The following is a 20,326-nucleotide window of genomic DNA, read 5'->3' on the forward strand; positions in this document are numbered from 1 at the left end:
AATTAAAAGCAATAAATTGCTAAATATGAAAAAGAACGTTTTAATAAGTGGTGGTTCAGGATTTATAGGAACTCATTTGACAGCATTATTACTAAGTAAAGGATATACTGTTTCGATATTGAGCCGAAGTGAAAAGCAAAACAAAACAGATGTGTTTTATTATAAATGGGATGTAGCAACTCAGTTTATTGAAGAAGAGGCCGTTTTGAAAGCCGATTATATTATTCATTTAGCAGGAGAGAATATTGGTGAGAAAAGATGGACTGCGAAACGAAAAGCTGCTATCATCGATAGTAGAGAAAAATCATCTCAACTCCTATATATGGTTCTTAAAAAACACTACAAAAAGTTAGATGCTTTTATTTCTGCTTCTGCCGTTGGAATATATGGAGCCGTAAATGGAGAAGAAATTTGTACTGAAAACGATGCGCCAGCTAATGACTTTTTAGGATATGTTTGCCAAAAATGGGAAGATTCTATCGATTTTATAGAGAATTTAAATATTCGTACTGTAAAAATTAGAACGGGATTAGTGTTGGGAAAAAATGAGGGTTTCTTACAAAAACTGATTCCTCTTTTCAAATATAGATTGGGTTCTGCAATAGGTTCTGGAAAACAATATATGCCTTGGATTCATGTAGATGATTTGTGTACTATTTATTTGCAAGCCATACAGAATACTGAAATGTCTGGTCCTTACAATGCTGCAGTTACCGATAATACAAATAATACTATTTTTTCTAAAACCTTGGCTCGTATTTTTGGTTATTCTATTTGGTTGCCTAATGTTCCAGCTATTGTTTTAAAAATGGTTTTGGGTGAAATGTCAATAATTGTACTAACAGGTAGAAGAGTTTCATCAGAAAAAATACTTCAGACGGGTTTTAATTTCAAATTTAAAAATTTAGAGCAGGCCTTGAAAGATTGTTTGTAAATGAAAATTTATTTAAAAACACAAGCAATTTGCGTATTTACGGTTTTTGAAATTTTTGTACGCACGACAAATGGAATTTCTATATTAAAATCATCGGTGTTTAGAGGAAAAGCTGATATAAGTTCGATACCATTTTCGGTTTTTTTTAATGTGCCTTTGATTAGGATTTTTTTAGACAAACCCCGTATAGTTATTTTGCCATTTATTTGATAAGTAGTTCGATCGGTGTTTACGTTTTTTAAATCAAATTTTTCAATTTTACCTTTAAATGTTGCTCTTGGATACCGATGACTTTCAATATAATTAGTATTGAAGTGCTCTTCCATTAAATTTCTTTTAAATTTAAAATCTTTAATCGAAACCAAACACATAATTTCTCCTGTTTTGGTAATTAAAACACAAGTTGTTTTATTATTGGTTGCTTTAACTTCTTCAAATAAAGGTATTGAAGCTTCGAAATTTATGATTCCATCATAGGAAACCATTTTTTCTTGTCCTGATGTTACTGTTGCAATGAGTAATAATGCTAGTATGGTAATTTTTCTCATAACAATCTATGATTTAGATTAATTAAAGTTACGAAAAATTAACTAATAGTATGTAATTATAGCTTGATTTCTAGCACGTTATTGTAGTGATGATTCAATTTGAACGTTGTAGTTTTTTAAACTTTCTATAGATTCTTTTGAGTTGTAATCAAATGCTTCCTCATGAAGATTTTGTTCTTTTTTAAGTCCAATTTGTTTGATACAATTGATAAATCGTCTGATGTCATTTTTGTGAGATAAAATTAAACCAGGAACCGGTATATTTAAGCCTTCTTTATCTTTTGCAACCATCGTAAAATAGGAAGAATTACAATGTTTAATTGCTCCGGTTTGTATATTTTCTGCTTCGACTCTAATGCCAATAATCATCGAACTTTTGCCCACATAATTTACGCTCGCTCTCATGGTTACTAATTCGCCAACTTCAATGGGTTTTAAAAAGTTGACAGTATCTACTGAAGCCGTAACGCAATAATTACCTGAAAATTTAGATGCACAAGCAAACGCAATCTGATCCAATAAAGATAAAATATAGCCGCCGTGAATTTTGCCACTAAAGTTAGAATGGCTTGGTAACATCAATTGCGAAATACTAATATGCGAAGAGGCAACCGTTTTGAATAATGGATTCATTTATTTTATTTTAAAAGGAGAATTAACTTTCTTAACTGAGGTGATAAAAAACCTGGAATCTCCCCACCAAGGAAAAGTCTTGTAGAGTTCTTTATAGCTGACCTGAACATATTGACCTTCCATTTGATTCAAATCGGCAATTACTTGTTTTTCGCTATCCATTACAGAAAACGAAAAAATTTGCGCCCCAGAAATACCTTGACTAATTTCGCCTTCCCATGTTTTAAAGAGGATTCCTTTATGACTTACTCTAATTAATTCTCCAGAACGAACGCCTTCACTGTAATTAGTATTGTGTAAAAATCCAAAATAGGATGCTGTAATTAAAACCGCTATTGCGACTACTATTAATAGAAATTTTTTCATTTCATCTTTAATTTAAAAGTTGGTTTTCATCTATTTCAGCTCTGTTTATAATACTTTCTGGAAGTGCTTTTTTAGCTTTAGCCCCCATTTTTTTTAGTTTTTCTACGCTTACAATTAGGTTTCCTTTTCCTTCTACTAATTTGTTCATAGCGCCACTATATTCTGTTTTAGTTTCATCAATTTTTTTCCCTATCCGAATCAAATCATTTACAAAACCTTCAAATTTGTCGTATAAAGCTCCCGCTTGTCTTGCAATTTCCAAAGCGTTTTCTTGTTGTTTTTGGTTGGTCCACATACTATCAATCGTTCGTAAAGTAGCCAACAAAGTTGCTGGAGTAACAATGACTATGTTTTTTTCGAAGGCTTTATTGTATAAAGTAGTGTCTTCATTAAGCGCCATTGCAAATGCGGGCTCAATAGGAATAAATAAAAGTACAAAATCTGGATTTTCAATTTTGTATAAATCGTGGTAATTTTTGTTGCCTAATTGCTCTACGTGACGTTTTATAGAAAGAACATGTTCCTTTAAATACCCTGTTTTTAAACTATCATCCTCTTCATTGATGTATTTTTCATAAGCAGTCAATGAAACTTTAGAATCGACAATCATTTTTTTACCGTCGGGCAAATTGATTACCACATCCGGAAAAACACGGTTTCCATCTGCTGTTGTAAAAGCTTGTTGCACTTCGTATTCACGCCCTTTTTCTAATCCCGATTTTTCTAAAACACGTTCTAAAACTAATTCTCCCCAGTTTCCTTGCATTTTACTATCGCCTTTTAACGCTTTGGTTAAGTTGATCGTTTCCTTGCTCATTTGAATATTCATTTCGCGTAAACCAAGAATTTGTTGGCGCAAAGCAGCATGATAATCTATACTTTCTTTGTGTGTATCCTCGACTTTTTTCTCGAATAACTGAATTTTATCTTGCAATGGAGTCAAGATGTTTTTCATATTTTCCTTATTCTGCTCTGTAAATTTATTCGATTTTTCTTCTAGTATTTTATTGGCTAAATTCTCGAATTCTTTTGTGAATTTTTCCTGTAGCTTTTCGACTTCTTCTTTTTGTTCTTTATTGCGTTCCCAAAGATTCTCAAAATCAACTTCTTTTTTAGAAAGCTGAATGGCTAAACTGTCTTTTTCAGTTCTAATAGTTTCTTTTTCTAGAATACTGTTTTCCAACTGTTTTTGAAATACTATTTTTTCATTTGTAAGTTGTTCTCTCAATTGATTGATTTGTGAATTTGCAGCAATCAATTTTTCTTCCAAACTAATTTTTTCCGATTGAAATCGAGCGGCAAATATCAATTTTCCAATGAAAATGCCTAAAAAAAGTGCAATTATAAAAAGAAGTAAAAAGGGGATTAGAGTTGACATGAAAATAAATTTGAAAAGTAAAAGTAAGGAATAAAATGAATTGTAGGATTTTTATAAAATAAGATTAATAGCTTTCGCTTTAAATAAAGTTCAAATTTGGACTTCATTAGTTTTAAAGTCAATTAAATTTGACTTCATAAAACCTAATTAATATTGTTTTATGTAATTATCAAAAAAAAAGCCAATAAAAATTTTCATCTCTATTGGCTCCTAATACAAAATATCAAAAGTTATTCATCTAACTTTATATTTCCTCTATCTTCATGATTGTCTGGATGTGAATTGGGATAACGATGTGCAGTAATGTCCGAATTTAAATCTTTATTTTCTACTGTTTTCATGGCTTCCTCTTCAGTAGAAACACCACGGCTTACACTTTCATTTTCATTCCAAGTTCTTTCTTCTTCGTCTGGCAATGGCGCATTACTACCATCTACATTGCGCGCTCTTTGAACAATTTTTTGATTGCCATTTGCATCAATTTCTACTTCTTCTTTAAGAATTGGTGCAGAAGGATTATAATCTTCTGGCAGGTTTTCCCCACTAAATCCTTCATTTGTATTTTGCTTATTATTGGTCTTTTTAGATCCTAAATTGTTATTTTCCATACTATTTAATTTTAATGAATATCATTTTAATTAGTATAATATTACAAATTTTAGCCCGCTTTTGTTCATCATTTAACATCTTTTTGTGGTAAAATCATCAAATGTATAGCCATAGAACTTTAAATTCAGTCAAAACAAAACTATCTTTGTGGGCATTCCAAAAACAATACAATGTCGCATTCTCATTTCATTATTCACAAACCCTACGGTTATTTAAGTCAGTTCATTTATGAATTAAAACGCAAAAAAAAACTGTTAGGAGAATTGTATGATTTTCCAAAAGGTACTATGGCAATTGGGAGATTGGATGAAGATTCAGAAGGACTTTTGTTACTAACTACTGATGGAATGATGAGTGAAATCATTAGAAGTAAAAAAGTAGATAAAGAATATTATGTGCAAGTTGATGGAGTCATCAATCAGGAAGCCATTGAAAAACTGAAAATAGGAGTAGAGATTGGTTTTAATGGAACTAAATATATTACTAAACCTTGTGATGCGAGATTAATTACTGAAATCCCCGCTTTTGGAGCGCGAGGAAAAAAAATACGAGACGAACGTCATGGACCCACTTCTTGGGCTTCAATTACTGTTAACGAAGGAAAGTTTCGTCAAGTACGCAAAATGACTGCTGCAGTTGGATTTCCAACCTTACGTTTAGTTCGTGTCCGAATAGGCAACGTACATCTTAATGACTTACAAGCTGGCGAAGTGATAGAAGTCGAGGATTTTAATGATAATGTCAAAAATCAAGGTAACAAACTCTATCAAGAATCAGAAAGTGTTAATCAAAAATCAAAAATCTAAATGTTAAATATCGTTTTAGTAGAACCTGAAATCCCTAATAATACGGGGAATATTGGTCGTTTGTGCGTGGGAACCGGAAGTCGTTTGCACCTAATTCATCCTTTTGGATTTGTGATAAATGATAAAAACTTAAAGCGTTCCGGATTGGATTATTGGGTTCATCTTGACGTAACAGAATATCAAAATGTAGCCGAATGGAAAGCACAAATACCAGATTTATCGCGTGTTTTCCTAATGAGTTCTCATGCTACTACATCATATTTAGAAACGGATTTCCAAGACGGTGATTGGCTAGTTTTTGGTAAAGAAAGCAAAGGTTTAAGTGAGGAGGTTTTATCTCAATTTGAGAATCATCTTACGATCCCAATGTCAAATTTAATAAGAAGTTTTAATATCGCTAATTCTGTTGCTTTTGTAATTGGCGAAGCAAAACGTCAAATTTCATTGAAAAAATAATTTTTAAACAATTAAAAATTTTCCTTTTTCTTGATCAAAAATAATATGTTCATCATTGAATAAAGTGTTAAAACTTCCTTTTGAAATAAAGTTACAAGGTTCGTCTTGAATCACAGTTTCAGGAGTCATGATAATCATTTCGTCACTTAATTGTATCGCCATATCGATATCGTGAGTAGAAAAAAGGATGCATTTCTCAGTTTCTTGTGTTAGTTTTTTTAGTAGTTTAAAAAGTGAAACTTTATGTAATAAATCGAGATGCGTGGTGGGCTCGTCTAGTATGATTAAAGGCGTGTCTTGTGCTAAAGCTCTTGCTATGAGAACCTTTTGCAATTGACCATCACTGATTTCGAAATGTTTTTTAGTAGCCAAATGAGAAATTTGAGTGAGTAGCATTGCTTCCTCTACTTTTGCTATATCAAGATCTGTTAATTTTCCTATCCAATTGGTGTAAGGTTGTCTTCCCAAGGCAACCAATTCAAAAACAGTAAGGTTGCTTGGTGGTAATTTTTCTGTAAGAACGACACTGAGATTTTGGGCTAATATTAAAGAATCTAGATTGTGAATACTAGTACCATTTAATAAAACAGTTCCTGTAATAGTTTTTTGAATCCCCGTTATTGTTTTTAATAAAGTAGATTTTCCAATTCCGTTAGCCCCAATTAAAGCGATTAATTTCCCTTTGCGCAAAGATAAATCAATGTTCGAGGCGATAATTGTTTTTTCTTTTTTATGAGAATATCCAATGCTAATTTTTAAAGCTTGTAAGATGATTTCGTTTTTCATTAGTTCATCATTTTACGTTTTCTAATTAATAACCAAATTACGATAGGTGCACCAAAGATAGAGGTAACCGCATTAATTGGTAATGTAATATCACTTCCGGGAAGTTGGGAAATACTGTCGCAAATTAACATAATTAATGCTCCAAAAAGAATAGTACCCCAAAATAAAATAGTGTGATTGCTTGTTTGAAAAACTAATTTTGCAATATGAGGAACCGCTAATCCAATAAAGGCCACTGGTCCGGCAAAAGCAGTAATACTTCCCGCTAATATACTGGTAGCAAAAATGATAATGAGTCTCGCTTTTTTATAATTCATACCTAAACTTTTTGCGTAATTTTCGCCAAGAAGTAACGAATTTAGTGGTTTCACACTAATAAGACTGAGTACTAATCCTATCAAAACGCAACTGGATAAAATAGAGATAGCCGTCCAAGATAAATTACCGAGATTTCCTAAAGACCAAAAAGTAAATTTTTGTAATTGCTCTGCAGTACTAAAATAAGTCAGTGTTCCTACGATTGAACTGGTGAGACTACCAAACATAAGACCAACAATTAAGATCGCCATAGTATCACGCAAGCGATGTGAAACCGTTAAAACAGCTAATAAAACAGCAAAACTGCCTAAGCTAGAAGCTAAAACAATTCCGTAGGAGGAGACTAAAAAGGTTGCTAAAAATGGAGGCATTAGTGCAGCGCCTAATATGACTATTGCAACTCCTAAACTCGCACCTGAACTGAGTCCTAAAACATAAGGACCCGCTAACGGATTTCTAAATAGGGTTTGCATTAATAAACCACTTATTGATAAACCCATTCCAACTAAAACCGCTGTAATCGCTTTAGGCATGCGGTAATTAATGATAATGTATTCCCAAGTGGATTTGCTTGCCTGTCCACCGGTTAAGCTTTTATATACTTCCTTCAAAGGAATGTTTATCGATCCAAAACTGATGTTTATAAAAAACAAGACGATGAATCCTAAACCAAGTAAGGAAAATAGAAGAATATTACGTTGTTTATTGGCCAATTTAGTTCAGTTTTTGTGCAAAGGTAAAAGTATAATTGGGAAGTAATTCAGGATGGAAGATTTTGATATAATCTTTTAATACTAAATCAGGTCGGCTAGGTGCCGATTCATAATAAATTGTTCCTCCTGTTGCTCCTATTTTACCCTCAAAAGTATACACTTGTTTGGTTTTGAAAGCATCAAATTGACTGTAATGCGGATTGACATTTTCTAATTCCGCTACCGTTTTAAAAGGACCTGTAGCAATCCAAAAATTGGCGTTTTTTGCTTTTTCTAATACTTTTTCGAATGATAATCCAATGCTGCCTGTTCCTTCGGTATCTGCCCAAAGGTAATTTGCCTTGGCATCTTTTAAAAATTGTGCTACCCAGCTGTTGGCTTTAGCTACATACCATTGGTCTTGGTACATCGAGCCATATAATACGTTTGCTGTTGGTTTTTTGGTGGAAACTAAATTCATAGCTTCTTTGTAATTTTTTATAATATCGTCAAATTGAGTTTTAGCTTCTTTTTCTTTTCCGAAAAGAGCTCCGTACAATTTTATCCATTCTGCTTTTCCAAGCGGTGATTGTTCCATCCAGTCGGCTTGAATCAATACTTTTAAGCCACTTTTCTGCAGATTGTCGATCATTGGATTGTTATTATCAATGCCAAAAGTGACAATAAGTTCTGGACTCATTTCGATCAATTGCTCCATGTTTAATTTTTCGTTTTGACCTACATTTTTAACCGAACCATTGTCAATTAATTTTCGAGTTTTTAAGGAAGAAATGTAATCAGTATGTGGGAATCCAACCAAATGATTTTCAACTCCAAGCATTTCTAAATAAGGAATAATAGTGGTTGAGGTAACAACTATGGATTGTAAAGGAACTTGAATTGTATTGTATTTTTGTAAACTATCAGGAACTACAACGTTCTTCTCTTTTAAGATGTAAGTAAAGTCTTTATCAGCATTGGGCCAAGGGTTGATTATCTTGACTATCGAATAGCCTTCCTGCTTGAATATAGCTAAGTTACTGGCGTATTCTATTTCATTTTTTGCGTTTGAAAATGATTTGTTTTCTGATTTTTCGGTTTTTTTGCAACTAACGAAGGTTGAAAGAACAAGAAGTAAAAGAATTTTATAAGAAGTAAGCTTCATGATGCCATTTTATGATTAAGACAAAGGTAAAAGAAATTACAAAAAAATCTTGTTTATTTTTTAACCAAAAAAAATCAACAAATACTATCTTTACAACATGAATGGTAGTAAAGAAAAACAGTGTTCAAGCTGCGCTACCTACTTTGGTTGTGGAAATACAGCAGGAGGGAGTAGCTGTTGGTGTAATGATTTCCCACCTTTATTAGTTCCTACAACCGCAATTGATTGTCTTTGTCCTATTTGTTTCAAGAAATCCTGCTCAGAAAAAATTGATGAGTATATAACGACATTGAATGCGGATACCGTTTTCCATAATAAGGCAGCATTGTTGCCTAAATCCAATAATTTGATTGAAGGAATTGATTACTATTTAGAGAAAGGAAATTATGTTTTTAAAGCTTTCTTTCATTTGAAAAGAGGAAGTTGCTGTGGTAATGGTTGTCGTCATTGTCCGTATGATTTTAAAAATGACAAACCACAGAATAAGAACCTATCACAGGGATAAAAATCTATTGAATAATTAATAATTATTAACTATAATGATATATCTGATAACCGGCGGAGAGCGCTCAGGAAAAAGCAGTTATGCCGAGAATTTGGCAAAAGAATTATCGGCTAAGCCAATGTATGTAGCAACAGCGAGAAAATGGGATGATGATTTTCAAAAAAGAATTGATCGTCATCAAAAGGATCGTGACGAACGCTGGATAAACATTGAAAAAGAAAAACACCTGAGTGAAATTGATTTCTCCGGAAATGTTGCCATAGTTGATTGTGTTACGCTTTGGTTGACTAACTTTTTTATAGATACTAAAAATGATGTGGCTTTGTGTTTAGAACAAGCCAAAGCAGAATTTGACCAAATCGTAAATCAAGAAAACGCTACTATTATTATTGTTACCAATGAAATAGGAATGGGTGTTCATGCTGAAACGCACATTGGACGAAAATTTACCGAATTACAAGGTTGGATGAACCAATATATTGCTAAAAGAGCGGAGAAAGTGGTGTTAATGGTTTCAGGAATTCCTGTAACAATAAAAGGATAATAATGAATTTTTTGACTTCTTGGAGTGGTGGAAAAGACAGTTGCTATGCCATGATGCAGGCAGTTAATGAAGGCTTAGTCCCTAAAGTATTGCTGAATATGATGAACGAAAATGGTCAAATATCCCGTTCTCATGGATTGCCTTTGTCAATTTTGAATCAACAAGCCCAAAAAATGCAATTGCCTCTGGAAGGCATTCCCGCAAGTTGGGGCGATTATGAAGCAAAGTTTATCAGTACTTTAAAAATGCTTAAAACAAAATATGATTTGGATGCCGCTGTTTTTGGCGATATCGATTTACAAGCTCATAAGGATTGGGAAGATAAAGTATGTCAAGCAGCTTGTCTAAAAGCAATTTTGCCTTTGTGGCAGCAAGATCGGATTAAATTGGTTAACGAAATGATCGAAAACGGTATCGAAACGATGATTGTTTCTTGCAATACAATAATGGGCGAAAGCTATTTGGGGAAAATCTTAACCAAGGAATTGGCATTAGAACTAAAAGAAAAAGGAATTGATCCTTGTGGGGAGAACGGAGAATTTCATACTTTGGTTCTCAATTGCTCTCTTTTTTCAGAAAGGATCACCCTTCCGAAGTTTTCGATTAAAACTTACAACGACTACTGTTTTGTAGTTTGGGAAGATTTCGTTTAGAAATTTAATGAATAATTGAGTATAAAAAAATTACGATGACCTATTTAGATGAAATTTTAAAATCCCGTCGCGACACTCGACATTTTACTACTGATGAAGTTCCTGATGCCGTTATCCAAAAAGCGCTTCAAGCAGGACATTTGGCACCTTCTGTGGGTTTGACAGATGCTACTAAATATTATCTGATTAAGTCGGACGAAATTAAGAAAGCTGTCAAAGAATTGTTTTTGGACTATGATACTAAAGCAGCAAATCAAACGGATAGCGCACAACAAAAGGAAGATTATAAGGCATTAAAATTAGAAGCAATTCAAGAAGCTCCGCTTGGACTTGTAATTTGTTACGATCGTTCGGTTTTGAATGATTTTACCATTGGAACCGTAGGAAGTAATGAAGCAATTAAATTTAGTTCGGTTTGTGCTGCTCAAAATATATGGTTGTCTTTGACAGAACAAGGTTATTCGATGGGATGGATTTCGATTCTAAACTACTATCAGTTCAAGCAGTTATTAGGATTGCCAGAACATATAGAACCGCTTGGATATTTTTGCGTAGGCAAACCGGCAACGGATTATGATAATCAACCGATGTTACAAAAACTGAATTGGAAACAAAAATCAAAAGCTCCTTTTGTAGAAGAGATTTTAGTTCCAGTGAACTATCCAGAGTCATTGCGAGTAACTAAGCAAACTCAAACAGAGTCTAGATCAATAAAGGATGCATTACAACATAAAATTGACCATAAAACCAAGCCTTTAGGTTCATTAGGGATTCTTGAAAAACTAGCCCAACAAATAGGAGAGCTGTTTCAAACTCTGGAACCAAAAATAATTCAACCCAATATTGTTGTTTTTGCCGCTGATCACGGAATCGCAGTACATGGTGTGAGTGCGTATCCACAGGATGTAACGCGTCAAATGGTGACTAATTTTCTTGAAGGTGGAGCGGCAATAAATGTTTTTTGCAAACAAAATAATATCAAGTTATCGATTGTAGATGCTGGCGTAAATTATGATTTTCCGCCGAATGCCAATCTGACAACAACTAAAATTGCTAAAGGAACCCAGTCCTTTTTACATGGACCGGCAATGAGTGCGTCTGAATTGCGTTTGTGTTTTTCTAAAGGAGCAGAGGTAGTGGATGCTATTGCAAAAACAGGTAGTAACTGTATTGGTTTTGGAGAAATGGGTATTGGAAATACCTCGACAGCTTCGGTTTTAATGAGTATAATTACAAACATTCCACTTCAAGATTGCGTAGGATTAGGAACAGGAGTAAGTGATGAGAAGCTAATTCAGAAACAAAAAATACTGCAAGCAGCGGTAGATAATTATTCAGGACCCGAAGAATTAGAGGAAAAACTCGCTTATTTTGGCGGATTTGAAATTATACAAATGGCTTCTGGAATGTTAGCGGCTCATGAAAATAACATGCTAATTCTAGTGGATGGATTTATTTGCAGTGTTGCATTTTTAATTGCTCATCAAAAAAATCCAGAGATAAGCAAAAATGCTATTTTCTGTCATTGTTCTGCTGAACAAGCCCATGTTAAATTACTGGATTATCTAGGAGTTCAGCCCGTTTTACAATTGGGATTGCGTTTAGGTGAAGGCACTGGTTGTGCTATTGCATTTCCAATTATCCAGTCGGCTATGGCTTTTTTGAATGAAATGGCTAGTTTTGAAACTGCTGGAGTGAATAACAAATAATTTAGGATAAGATGAAATTTGTTCAAAGCTATATTAAAAAATAAATTAAGAGTCGTCCCAATAAATCTGGAGGTAAATTAAAAATAATAAAACTGCTAACATCTTTATATGTTGCATTATAAATAGAAAATTTAATTGGCTTTAGCCAAAAAGCAAAGAGATTTTTATACTAATATGAAAAAAGAGATACACATATTTTTTACAGCATTGATGTTTTACACCCGAATTCCTTGCCCCAAAAACATAGATCATAATCCAGATTATTTAAACAAAGCTTCTCGCTATTTTCCTATTATTGGATGGATTGTTGGCGCTGTGGCATTTGGTATTTTTAGTTTGTTTAATTATTTAATGACTCCAGAAATAGCGGTGATTTTTTCTATGATTTCCTCTATTTTAGTTACAGGTGCTTTTCATGAAGACGGTTTTGCTGATGTATGCGATGGTTTTGGTGGCGGATGGACTAAAGAAAAGATACTCTTAATCATGAAAGACAGCGCCATTGGGGCTTATGGAGCGATTGGGGTAGTTTTATTGTTTTTACTCAAGTTTAAAACTTTGTCTGATATAGTTTCTTCTGTAGAGATCGTCAACACTAAATATCAAATCCTAATTCTGTTACTTTTTGTTTCGGCTCATTCTTTGAGTAGATTAGCAGCAATTTCTATTGTTTTTACGCATGAATATTCGCGAGAGGATGCTACAAGTAAAAGCAAACCTATAGCACAAAATTATACTTGGCGTGAAGTGGCAGGTGCTTTCTTTTTTGGTTTATTACCACTTATTCTATTAGCTTATTTTCAATGGCAATTCTTATTGGTTTTAGTTCCTATTTTCATCACTCGTTTTTTCATGGCGCGTTATTTTCAAAAATGGATTGATGGCTATACAGGAGATTGTCTTGGAGCCACCCAACAAGTTTGTGAAGTAGTATTTTATATTTCAATTATTGTCTTATGGAAGTTTATTTAGTACGGCACACCGAAACGGTTTGTGAAAAAGGAATCTGTTATGGGCAATCCGATGTTCAGATTTTAGAACCGTATTTAGAATTATTCGAAGCAATAAAAAATAAAATTCCAGCCGATGCAATTGTATATTCTAGTCCATTGTTTCGTTGTACGGAATTGGCTAAATACCTTTCTAATGTTATAATTACAGATGATCGATTGATGGAAATGAATTTTGGAGATTGGGAAATGAAAAATTGGGATGCTATTCCTCCAGATGATTTTGCACCCTGGATGAACGATTTTGTCAATGTAGCTGTTCCAAACGGAGAATCTTTTGTGGATTTATACAATCGGGTAAATGATTTTTTAGAAAATGAACTTCAAAGAAAATACAATGCACCAGTTGTTATTGTTGCCCATGCGGGTGTTATTAGAAGTATTCTTTGTAAAATAGCTAGTTTACCACTAAAAGAGGCGTTTAATAACAAAGTTGGTTTTGGTGATGTGATAAAAATTGAATTGTAATTTACTAAAAATCAGTGCGTAACGATATATTTTTTAGTTTCATTTAAATAACCAGTCAATAGTTTCTACAAATTTGTTTTAAAACTGAATTAAATTTTACCTTTGCTGCCGTATTAAGGTTGTGTATTTGCTTTTTGTGAAACACATTAAAAGGGAATCAAGTGATTGAAGATTAGCGATTTTAGATTTCAGAATTATTCTGTAATCAAAAAATTGCAATCATAAAATAAAAATCTTGAGCTGTTCCCGCAACTGTAAGCTATAAAGCTTGTTGTTATCTACAAACCACTGTTCGCTTGTGCGAATGGGAAGGTAAACAATAAGACGCAAGCCAGGAGACCTGCCTTTTTTCATAACTAATATCGAACTTTCGGGAAAAAGGTTCAGGAATTATGGCAACTAAAAAATTTCGTTTACTTTCTATTATATTGTTAAGCCAATTCCTTTTGGCTCAAAATAAAACGGCAATACCTCTCAACGAAGTAGTGGTTTCTGATACGCAACTTAAAAACTTTTCAAGTTCCCAGTCCGTTTTAAAATTGAACGATTCTATTATTAGTAAAAATCAATCTTCATTAACCTCTCTTTTAAATTATAATTCAGTTATTTATTTCAAAGAAAATGGTTTAGGAATGGTTTCATCACCATCTTTTCGAGGAACAACTGCGCAACAAACTTCCGTGGTCTGGAATGGTATTAATATTAATTCTCAGTTATTAGGTCAAACAGATTTTAACACTGTGTCTACAAGAGGCTATAATTCAATTGATGTAAAAGCGGGCGGAGGTAGTGTTGTTTATGGCAGTGGTGCAATAGGAGGCACAATTCACTTAAATAATGATTTGAAATTTAGTAACACTTTCAAAAATAACTTAGAAGTATATTATGGTGATTTTAATACACTAAGCACTATTTATGCGGTTACCGCAGCAACAAACAAATGGAGTACCAATGCTAGTTTTACCAGAAATAGTTCTGATAATGATTATAAATTTATTGGAAAACAAGGTAAAAATAGTAACGGAGAGTTCTATAATACTAATTTTAGTACTGCCATTGGTTATAAGTTGGATGCTAAAAATACCATTAAATTGTACAGTGAGAGTTATGATGGGGAACGTCATTTTTCTATAACCTCGCCGAATGCTACTAAAACAAAATACCAAGATTTTAATACCAGAAATTTGTTGGCTTGGACTAGTATTTTTGGCAAATCAGTTTCTAATATGAAACTCGCCTACATTACAGAGCATTATAAGTATTTTGATGATATCGAAGAGGAAGACTTTACTTCCGGAGAAGTGAAAAGTTTTATTGCAAAATATGATTTTGTATATGCATTTTCTTCTAAAATAAATCTGAATACGCTATTCGATTACAATAAAAGTAACGCATTTGGATCTGGAGTAGGTAATAATAGTAGACAAGTAGGAGGTATTAGTGTTTTAATGAAACAATACATTACTGAGAAATGGAATTATGAATTGAGTGCTCGAAAAGAGATTTCGGATGTTTATAAAAGTCCTTTGCTTTTTTCAGCGGGTACAACTATCGATTTCTCTTCTCTTTACCAGTTTAAGTTTAATATTTCTCGCAATTTTAGGGTGCCTACTTTTAATGACTTGTATTGGGAAACGGGTGGTAATCTTGATTTAAAGCCGGAGAATTCCTATCAGTTAGAATTGGGTAATAATTTTAGATACAAAGATTTTAATGTAAGTGCTACTTTTTACGCTTCAAAAATTACGGACATGATTCGCTGGTTGCCCACTAACACCGGAAACTGGTCTCCTTTTAATACCGATAATGTTTCTATTTATGGATTTGAAACTTTGGGATCCTGGAAAAAGAACTTCAATAGTCACAACTTTGGGATTAACGCAACTTATTCTTACACTGTTTCGTTAGATGATAAAAATAACAATCAACTTTTTTATGTTCCCTATCATAAAGCTACCGCTGCTGGTTCATATTCCTACAAGAGGTTTAATTCCTATTATCAATTTATGTTTGTAGGTGCTGTTTTTACTACTTCTGATAATGATCCAAAAAATATTTTAAGCGATTATACTATTTCTAATTTAGGAATGGATTATAATTTCAGTAAAAAAAATGTCTTTAAAATTGGCTTTAAAGTGGCTAATCTTTGGAATGAAATATATGAATCCTTACCAAGCCGATTGATGCCTGGAAGAAATTTAACTCTTTATTTAACCCTTAATTATTAAAAAATGAATTTTAAAAATGTTTTTCTTGGAATTTTTGCAAGTGCTTTATTATTAGCTTCTTGTACTAATGATGACACAACTGAAAATAAAATGCCTTTAGGCGCTTATGACAAAGGTGTTATTGTATTAAATGAAGGTAATTTTGGTACACCAAATGGTTCTGTATCTTTTATCTCTAATGACTATGCTGTTATAAACAATATTTTTGGGATAGAAAACAGCAACAAACCTTTAGGAGATGTTGTACAATCCTTAAGTTTTTCTGAGGATAAAGCATTTATTGTTGTAAACAATTCAAATACTGTTGAAGTAGTCAATAGATATACCTTTAAAAGCATTGCAACTATAACTGACCAAATAAAAAACCCTCGTTATAGTGTTGTTTTAAACGGAAAATTATATGTTACAAATGCAAAAACGAAGTCAGTAAACGTTTATGATGCTAAAACATACAATTTTTTAGAAGTTATTGCTGTAAATAAAGTGGTAGAGAAGATAATTACTGCAAATGGTAAATTATACATTACTAATGGTGCATACGGAAGTGGTACTAGTGTAACAGTTATTAATCCTCAAATTAATAATGCAATGAGTTCTATTACGGTTGAAAACGGAGTAAACGCTATTGAGGAAAAAAGCGGATCTGTATATGTTTTATCTGGAAATGCTGAAAAAAGTAAGTTGTATAAAATTAATACTACTAATGATACAGCAACTGCTATTGAATCTACTGTGTTAAAAAACGCAAAAAATATGGATATTGATGGAGAAAAAATATATTATACTGTAGGTAATAATGCGTATGTAATGGCTTTGAATGCTACAAGTTTTAGTGAAGCTCCATTGTTTTCAATTCCTGATGGCGGTTATTTTACTTTTTATGCTTTTAATGTTATTGATGGTAAAATTTATTCTGCTAATGTAAACGGATTTACTGCAGCAGGAACAGTAAAAATATTTTCTTCTACAGGTGCCGAATTAAAATCAGTTACAGTTGGTATGGGCCCAAATGGATTTTATTCAAACAATTAATCCAATTATCTAAGCTAGTATTCAAACTAAAAAAAGGCCTCTTTTTCTACTGAAAAGAGGCCTTTTTTTAGTTTGAATTTTAAAAGAATTTAAATAATAAATAGCTGTTAATTATTTTTTTTATTGTCTTATTAATTTTGTTCCAATGCTTTCAAAAGTCCTTCTGGAGCTTTGTCAATATACATTTGGTTTTGAAATCTATTTAATGATTTAGAATCATTGATATATTTAAATGGATCCACTTTATTTTGATTGATCATTCTACCTGTTCCTGTAATTTTATTTATAGCTACACTTAATAAAGGTTCCGTACTTTCGCCCAAAGTTCCTAAAGTACTTACGGTTTCTATTACTTTAAAATTAGGTACTAAGCCCGTAAAGTAATCTCCAAACCCTTCAGAATTTACGATTTTTAACACAATTGGTTGCATAGCATAACGGTGTTTTGGGTTTCTGTTTTTATCAGTAAAAGTAGGGGAATCATATAAAGTTACCGAACCTACATTTTTACCAACAGTTATATCGCCAATTTGAACAACAGTAAGATGAGGTTTTAATCCATTTATGACCAATTCACTCGCAGAGGCCGTATTATTAGAGGTCAAAATATATACTTTATTAAGATCTAGACAATTAATAGGAGTATCTTCTATTTTGTCGGTAAAATAATTAAACAAGGCATCAGGATTTTCAGCTTCAAAATAAGAATTGATTTTTGTATTCCATTGTTGTTTTGCAAATACTTCTTTTTCTTTAGTTTTCTTTTTAATCATACTCGCTAATCGAGTGGCTGTTTGCACAGATCCACCTCTATTGTATCTTAGGTCAAGAACTAAATCTGTTACTCCTTGTGCTTTTAGTTCACCAAAAGCTTCATTTAACTTGATGTCATAATCGCCATAAAAACCATTATACATTAAATAACCTATCTTATGTGCTCCTGAAGTAATCACTTTATTAACTAAAATTGGATTTTCAGACAATACCGTTTTTGTCAAAGAAACTGATTTTCCGTTGGGAATTATGGTGTTTCCATTCAACGTAGCCATGCTAAGAACGTAAGTTTCATTAGAACCGTATAGTAAGGATAAATAATTGTTGTTGTTCAGCGGAGTACCATTCACAGCAGTGAAAATATCACCTCGTTTAATATCTTTATTCGATGCATCTGAATTATTTATTACATAGCGAACGTATCCAAATACTTCCGTACTGCTTCCTGCTTTGTAACTTAACCCAAATTCTAGTCCGTTATTTTTTGTGGTTCCTTGCAATTGTCCTTCTAATTCTAAATAATCATCTACAATCCAACTAAAACGATCGATCGTTTTATCTACACGAAGCGCATTAAATAAGTCTTCGGGGTTTTGATAATTGCTTAGAAAACTGTTTAATTCCTTTTGGTTAGCAAAACGATTGTCATTTAAATTAGGAACATATTCTTGCCATAAATAATATTGATTAAGTCCTTTCCAGATAAAATCTTGGATTTCTAAGCTCGCTGGCGGAGCAATATCGTCATTGTCTTGACAACTATTAAAACTAATTACGGCTATAAATAGTAGGAGTGTAAGTAGGACTGTTTTTTTCATATTGGGGATATCGATATCAATTATAAACGTAAAAATACTAACTTTAGTTTTATTTTCTCTTCTTTGTAACAAAAAGAAATGGAAATCGTCTTGAATGTAAAACCTCTCTAATAATTATCTTTTATGGATCAAAACGAGTTTGTTCTGATAACGACACCGTTTAAAGACAAAATCTTCCGACTAGCAAAGCGATTACTCGTAAGCAAAGAAGAAGCAGAAGATGCAACTCAGGAAGTTTTATTTAAGTTATGGAGCAAAAGTGTAAGTGTATCGACTTATAAAAATGTAGAAGCATTTGCTATGACTTTGACAAAAAATTATTGTTTGGATCAATTAAAATCTAAGAGAGCGACTAATGTTCCGTTAAATTCTGATCATGACAAGGATTTTGATTCGGAATTAGGTAAGAATATTGAAGATTTAGATAGTTTAAATTGGGTTGAGAAATGCATTGCTCAATTACCAGAAAAGCAGCAAATAATTATTCAATTGCGCGATATTGAACAATACGAATATGAAGAAATAGCGAAAATTGTAGCAATAAGTGAGAACACAATTAGAGTGACACTTTCTAGAGCTAGAAAAACAATAAGAGAATTTATGAAAAATGCACATGATTATGGAATTAAGTAGAATAGAAAGAATAGTAGATAAATATTTTGAGGGTGAAACTACTATTGAAGAAGAGAAAGAATTGCAAAATTATTTTTCTTCTACCGAAGTAGCTCCTCATTTACTGCAATATGTTTCGATATTTAAACATTTTGAAGTGACAAGAAAGGAACATTCTAATTTAGAAACACCTATCTTTAAAAATCCTAAAACTCAAAAAAGAATTGGTAAAAATAATTTTTATTGGGTATCTATAGCGGCTTCAATAGTAGTTGTTTTAGGAATTGGTTTGTTTTATATGTTTGGAACTGAATCCTCAATCAAAAACAATGAATTGGGAACTTATGACGATCCTAAACAAGCTTTTGAAGCGACTCAGAAAGCTTTGAATTTGCTATCAAATAATGTAAATGTTGGCATAGAAAGTGTACAGTATATTGACGAGTATCAAAAAACCAAAAACAGAATATTTAGGACGGTTCCCAATCCTACTTCTGAGTTTTAAATTTTAGAAAACCATTACAATTAATTTTAAATAAAATAAATAATGAAATCAAATAATATAATTACAAACTTTTCTGCAACAGCAGAATACAACAAAAAAGAACGTCATTTAACTAGAGTAAAAAACGGTTTACTGACTATTGCTTTTGTTTTTATTTCTAGTTCGATTTTTTCGCAAGCCGCTTTTGATAAATTTGACGGTCAAGAAGATGTAACGTCAATTATTGTTAATAAAAAAATGTTTGATTTAATGAGTAAAGTAAAAGTGGATGCTTCTGATAAAGAAACCCAACAATACTTAAACTTGATTAAAAAACTGGACAATCTTAAAGTCTTTACTACAAAAAGCGCTAAAGTAGAAGGAGATATGAGGTTGACCGCTGAAAAGTATATTAAAACAGCTGGTTTAGAGGAATTGATGCGAGTAAATGAAAATGGAAAGAATATTAAGATTTTAGTAAAATCGAGCACTACAGATTCTCAAATAAGAGAATTGCTGATGTTTATTGAAGGCGCTAAAAATGCTGATACTGTTTTGATGTCGTTGACAGGTAATTTTGATTTAAACGAAATTTCTATTCTTACAGACAAAATGAGAATTCCAGGAGGTGATGATTTGAAAAGAGCTACTAAAGGAAAGAAATAAGTAAAAATCGCACAATTTGGCTTACAATTTTGCTCTTTTCATATGTTAAAAAGAAGGAGCTGTATCCTTAAAATAATTTTGTAAAAAAGCGTCTTGATTGATTTCAAAACGCTTTTTTTTTGATGTAGTTTC

General features: G+C 32.4%; 23 protein-coding genes and 1 riboswitch. Of the genes, 14 read left to right on the forward strand and 9 right to left on the reverse strand.

Annotation, left to right across the window (positions count from 1 at the left end; all coding sequences use genetic code 11):
* Positions 1–25 precede the first annotated feature (25 nt).
* Entirely contained in the window at positions 26–934 is a 909-nt protein-coding gene (locus tag J3S90_RS08200) for a TIGR01777 family oxidoreductase (RefSeq protein ID WP_210645776.1), read from the forward strand.
* Between the two features lie 8 nt (positions 935–942).
* Here the strand turns inward: J3S90_RS08200 and J3S90_RS08205 are convergent, their stop codons facing one another.
* The 5 genes from J3S90_RS08205 to J3S90_RS08225 form a co-directional block, all read right to left on the reverse strand.
* A complete protein-coding gene (locus J3S90_RS08205) occupies positions 943–1,482 on the reverse strand; it encodes a YceI family protein (RefSeq protein WP_210645777.1) in 540 nt (179 codons plus the stop codon).
* A 78-nt stretch (positions 1,483–1,560) separates the two neighbouring features.
* Positions 1,561–2,115, reverse strand: coding sequence for an acyl-CoA thioesterase (locus J3S90_RS08210; RefSeq protein WP_210645778.1), 555 nt, complete (start codon positions 2,113–2,115; stop codon positions 1,561–1,563).
* Complete coding sequence (locus J3S90_RS08215) at positions 2,116–2,481, reverse strand: 6-phosphogluconate dehydrogenase (protein ID WP_188051174.1); 366 nt, start codon at positions 2,479–2,481, stop codon at positions 2,116–2,118.
* A 7-nt stretch (positions 2,482–2,488) separates the two neighbouring features.
* Complete coding sequence (gene rmuC / locus J3S90_RS08220) at positions 2,489–3,859, reverse strand: DNA recombination protein RmuC (protein ID WP_210645779.1); 1,371 nt, start codon at positions 3,857–3,859, stop codon at positions 2,489–2,491.
* Between the two features lie 230 nt (positions 3,860–4,089).
* Positions 4,090–4,467, reverse strand: coding sequence for a hypothetical protein (locus J3S90_RS08225; RefSeq protein ID WP_210645780.1), 378 nt, complete (start codon positions 4,465–4,467; stop codon positions 4,090–4,092).
* Between the two features lie 171 nt (positions 4,468–4,638).
* On the opposite strand from J3S90_RS08225, the gene J3S90_RS08230 reads away from it, so the two are divergent.
* Together J3S90_RS08230 and J3S90_RS08235 are read left to right on the forward strand one after the other, a co-directional pair.
* Positions 4,639–5,274: a pseudouridine synthase gene (locus tag J3S90_RS08230; protein ID WP_210645781.1), complete on the forward strand. Its 636-nt coding sequence runs from the start codon at positions 4,639–4,641 to the stop codon at positions 5,272–5,274.
* Complete coding sequence (locus J3S90_RS08235) at positions 5,275–5,730, forward strand: tRNA (cytidine(34)-2'-O)-methyltransferase (RefSeq protein WP_210645782.1); 456 nt, start codon at positions 5,275–5,277, stop codon at positions 5,728–5,730.
* 3 nt (positions 5,731–5,733) lie between these two features.
* Here the strand turns inward: J3S90_RS08235 and J3S90_RS08240 are convergent, their stop codons facing one another.
* Genes J3S90_RS08240 through J3S90_RS08250 form a run of 3 tightly spaced genes read right to left on the reverse strand, consistent with a single transcriptional unit; the run spans position 5,734 to position 8,691 of the window.
* Positions 5,734–6,516 carry an ABC transporter ATP-binding protein gene (locus J3S90_RS08240; RefSeq protein WP_210645783.1) on the reverse strand — a complete coding sequence of 261 codons (783 nt, stop codon included), beginning with the start codon at positions 6,514–6,516 and terminating at the stop codon, positions 5,734–5,736.
* Positions 6,516–7,547: an iron ABC transporter permease gene (locus J3S90_RS08245; RefSeq protein WP_210645784.1), complete on the reverse strand. Its 1,032-nt coding sequence runs from the start codon at positions 7,545–7,547 to the stop codon at positions 6,516–6,518. Before J3S90_RS08245 ends, J3S90_RS08240 begins: the two co-directional genes overlap by 1 nt.
* A gap of 1 nt (position 7,548) precedes the next feature.
* Entirely contained in the window at positions 7,549–8,691 is a 1,143-nt protein-coding gene (locus J3S90_RS08250; protein ID WP_210645785.1) for an ABC transporter substrate-binding protein, read from the reverse strand.
* A gap of 97 nt (positions 8,692–8,788) precedes the next feature.
* On the opposite strand from J3S90_RS08250, the gene J3S90_RS08255 reads away from it, so the two are divergent.
* The 8 genes from J3S90_RS08255 (at position 8,789) to J3S90_RS08290 (ending at position 16,840) form a co-directional block, all read left to right on the forward strand.
* Positions 8,789–9,196: a DUF5522 domain-containing protein gene (locus J3S90_RS08255; protein WP_210645786.1), complete on the forward strand. Its 408-nt coding sequence runs from the start codon at positions 8,789–8,791 to the stop codon at positions 9,194–9,196.
* A 34-nt stretch (positions 9,197–9,230) separates the two neighbouring features.
* Entirely contained in the window at positions 9,231–9,740 is a 510-nt protein-coding gene (gene cobU, locus J3S90_RS08260; RefSeq protein ID WP_188051183.1) for a bifunctional adenosylcobinamide kinase/adenosylcobinamide-phosphate guanylyltransferase, read from the forward strand.
* 2 nt (positions 9,741–9,742) lie between these two features.
* Positions 9,743–10,393, forward strand: a complete 651-nt coding sequence (locus tag J3S90_RS08265) for a Dph6-related ATP pyrophosphatase (RefSeq protein ID WP_210645787.1) — start codon at positions 9,743–9,745, stop codon at positions 10,391–10,393.
* Between the two features lie 35 nt (positions 10,394–10,428).
* On the forward strand, positions 10,429–12,102 hold the full coding sequence (gene cobT / locus J3S90_RS08270) for a nicotinate-nucleotide--dimethylbenzimidazole phosphoribosyltransferase (RefSeq protein WP_210645788.1): 1,674 nt from the start codon (positions 10,429–10,431) through the stop codon (positions 12,100–12,102).
* Positions 12,103–12,276: 174 nt separating this feature from the next.
* Positions 12,277–13,074: an adenosylcobinamide-GDP ribazoletransferase gene (locus J3S90_RS08275; RefSeq protein ID WP_210645789.1), complete on the forward strand. Its 798-nt coding sequence runs from the start codon at positions 12,277–12,279 to the stop codon at positions 13,072–13,074.
* A complete protein-coding gene (cobC, locus tag J3S90_RS08280; protein ID WP_210645790.1) occupies positions 13,059–13,580 on the forward strand; it encodes an alpha-ribazole phosphatase in 522 nt (173 codons plus the stop codon). The genes J3S90_RS08275 and cobC overlap by 16 nt, the downstream gene beginning before the upstream one ends.
* Before the next feature lie 99 nt (positions 13,581–13,679).
* A riboswitch (cobalamin riboswitch) is annotated at positions 13,680–13,942 on the forward strand.
* A 30-nt stretch (positions 13,943–13,972) separates the two neighbouring features.
* Entirely contained in the window at positions 13,973–15,808 is a 1,836-nt protein-coding gene (locus tag J3S90_RS08285) for a TonB-dependent receptor plug domain-containing protein (protein WP_210645791.1), read from the forward strand.
* A gap of 3 nt (positions 15,809–15,811) precedes the next feature.
* Positions 15,812–16,840 (forward strand): YncE family protein, encoded by a 1,029-nt coding sequence (locus tag J3S90_RS08290; protein ID WP_210645792.1) that lies wholly within the window; start codon positions 15,812–15,814, stop codon positions 16,838–16,840.
* A gap of 131 nt (positions 16,841–16,971) precedes the next feature.
* Here the strand turns inward: J3S90_RS08290 and J3S90_RS08295 are convergent, their stop codons facing one another.
* Positions 16,972–18,432 carry a S41 family peptidase gene (locus J3S90_RS08295; protein WP_210645793.1) on the reverse strand — a complete coding sequence of 487 codons (1,461 nt, stop codon included), beginning with the start codon at positions 18,430–18,432 and terminating at the stop codon, positions 16,972–16,974.
* Between the two features lie 123 nt (positions 18,433–18,555).
* On the opposite strand from J3S90_RS08295, the gene J3S90_RS08300 reads away from it, so the two are divergent.
* Genes J3S90_RS08300 through J3S90_RS08310 form a run of 3 tightly spaced genes read left to right on the forward strand, consistent with a single transcriptional unit; the run spans position 18,556 to position 20,194 of the window.
* Positions 18,556–19,065 carry an RNA polymerase sigma factor gene (locus tag J3S90_RS08300; RefSeq protein WP_210645794.1) on the forward strand — a complete coding sequence of 170 codons (510 nt, stop codon included), beginning with the start codon at positions 18,556–18,558 and terminating at the stop codon, positions 19,063–19,065.
* Entirely contained in the window at positions 19,052–19,549 is a 498-nt protein-coding gene (locus J3S90_RS08305) for a hypothetical protein (RefSeq protein WP_210645795.1), read from the forward strand. Before J3S90_RS08300 ends, J3S90_RS08305 begins: the two co-directional genes overlap by 14 nt.
* A 42-nt stretch (positions 19,550–19,591) precedes the next feature.
* A complete protein-coding gene (locus J3S90_RS08310; protein WP_210645796.1) occupies positions 19,592–20,194 on the forward strand; it encodes a DUF4252 domain-containing protein in 603 nt (200 codons plus the stop codon).
* The last annotated feature ends 132 nt before the right edge of the window (positions 20,195–20,326 follow it).

This window comes from Flavobacterium flabelliforme (assembly GCF_017948675.1).
In the GTDB taxonomy this organism is placed as follows: domain Bacteria; phylum Bacteroidota; class Bacteroidia; order Flavobacteriales; family Flavobacteriaceae; genus Flavobacterium; species Flavobacterium pygoscelis.

What these genes read in the sequence shown, in the direction of transcription:
- J3S90_RS08200 (WP_210645776.1), top strand. Translation starts at nt 26, where the DNA reads ATGAAAAAGAACGTTTTAATAAGTGGTGGTTCAGGATTTATAGGAACT.
- J3S90_RS08205 (WP_210645777.1), bottom strand. Translation starts at nt 1,482, where the DNA reads ATGAGAAAAATTACCATACTAGCATTATTACTCATTGCAACAGTAACA.
- J3S90_RS08210 (WP_210645778.1), bottom strand. Translation starts at nt 2,115, where the DNA reads ATGAATCCATTATTCAAAACGGTTGCCTCTTCGCATATTAGTATTTCG.
- J3S90_RS08215 (WP_188051174.1), bottom strand. Translation starts at nt 2,481, where the DNA reads ATGAAAAAATTTCTATTAATAGTAGTCGCAATAGCGGTTTTAATTACA.
- rmuC (WP_210645779.1), bottom strand. Translation starts at nt 3,859, where the DNA reads ATGTCAACTCTAATCCCCTTTTTACTTCTTTTTATAATTGCACTTTTT.
- J3S90_RS08225 (WP_210645780.1), bottom strand. Translation starts at nt 4,467, where the DNA reads ATGGAAAATAACAATTTAGGATCTAAAAAGACCAATAATAAGCAAAAT.
- J3S90_RS08230 (WP_210645781.1), top strand. Translation starts at nt 4,639, where the DNA reads ATGTCGCATTCTCATTTCATTATTCACAAACCCTACGGTTATTTAAGT.
- J3S90_RS08235 (WP_210645782.1), top strand. Translation starts at nt 5,275, where the DNA reads ATGTTAAATATCGTTTTAGTAGAACCTGAAATCCCTAATAATACGGGG.
- J3S90_RS08240 (WP_210645783.1), bottom strand. Translation starts at nt 6,516, where the DNA reads ATGAAAAACGAAATCATCTTACAAGCTTTAAAAATTAGCATTGGATAT.
- J3S90_RS08250 (WP_210645785.1), bottom strand. Translation starts at nt 8,691, where the DNA reads ATGAAGCTTACTTCTTATAAAATTCTTTTACTTCTTGTTCTTTCAACC.
- J3S90_RS08255 (WP_210645786.1), top strand. Translation starts at nt 8,789, where the DNA reads ATGAATGGTAGTAAAGAAAAACAGTGTTCAAGCTGCGCTACCTACTTT.
- cobU (WP_188051183.1), top strand. Translation starts at nt 9,231, where the DNA reads ATGATATATCTGATAACCGGCGGAGAGCGCTCAGGAAAAAGCAGTTAT.
- J3S90_RS08265 (WP_210645787.1), top strand. Translation starts at nt 9,743, where the DNA reads ATGAATTTTTTGACTTCTTGGAGTGGTGGAAAAGACAGTTGCTATGCC.
- cobT (WP_210645788.1), top strand. Translation starts at nt 10,429, where the DNA reads ATGACCTATTTAGATGAAATTTTAAAATCCCGTCGCGACACTCGACAT.
- J3S90_RS08275 (WP_210645789.1), top strand. Translation starts at nt 12,277, where the DNA reads ATGAAAAAAGAGATACACATATTTTTTACAGCATTGATGTTTTACACC.
- cobC (WP_210645790.1), top strand. Translation starts at nt 13,059, where the DNA reads ATGGAAGTTTATTTAGTACGGCACACCGAAACGGTTTGTGAAAAAGGA.
- J3S90_RS08285 (WP_210645791.1), top strand. Translation starts at nt 13,973, where the DNA reads ATGGCAACTAAAAAATTTCGTTTACTTTCTATTATATTGTTAAGCCAA.
- J3S90_RS08290 (WP_210645792.1), top strand. Translation starts at nt 15,812, where the DNA reads ATGAATTTTAAAAATGTTTTTCTTGGAATTTTTGCAAGTGCTTTATTA.
- J3S90_RS08295 (WP_210645793.1), bottom strand. Translation starts at nt 18,432, where the DNA reads ATGAAAAAAACAGTCCTACTTACACTCCTACTATTTATAGCCGTAATT.
- J3S90_RS08300 (WP_210645794.1), top strand. Translation starts at nt 18,556, where the DNA reads ATGGATCAAAACGAGTTTGTTCTGATAACGACACCGTTTAAAGACAAA.
- J3S90_RS08305 (WP_210645795.1), top strand. Translation starts at nt 19,052, where the DNA reads ATGGAATTAAGTAGAATAGAAAGAATAGTAGATAAATATTTTGAGGGT.
- J3S90_RS08310 (WP_210645796.1), top strand. Translation starts at nt 19,592, where the DNA reads ATGAAATCAAATAATATAATTACAAACTTTTCTGCAACAGCAGAATAC.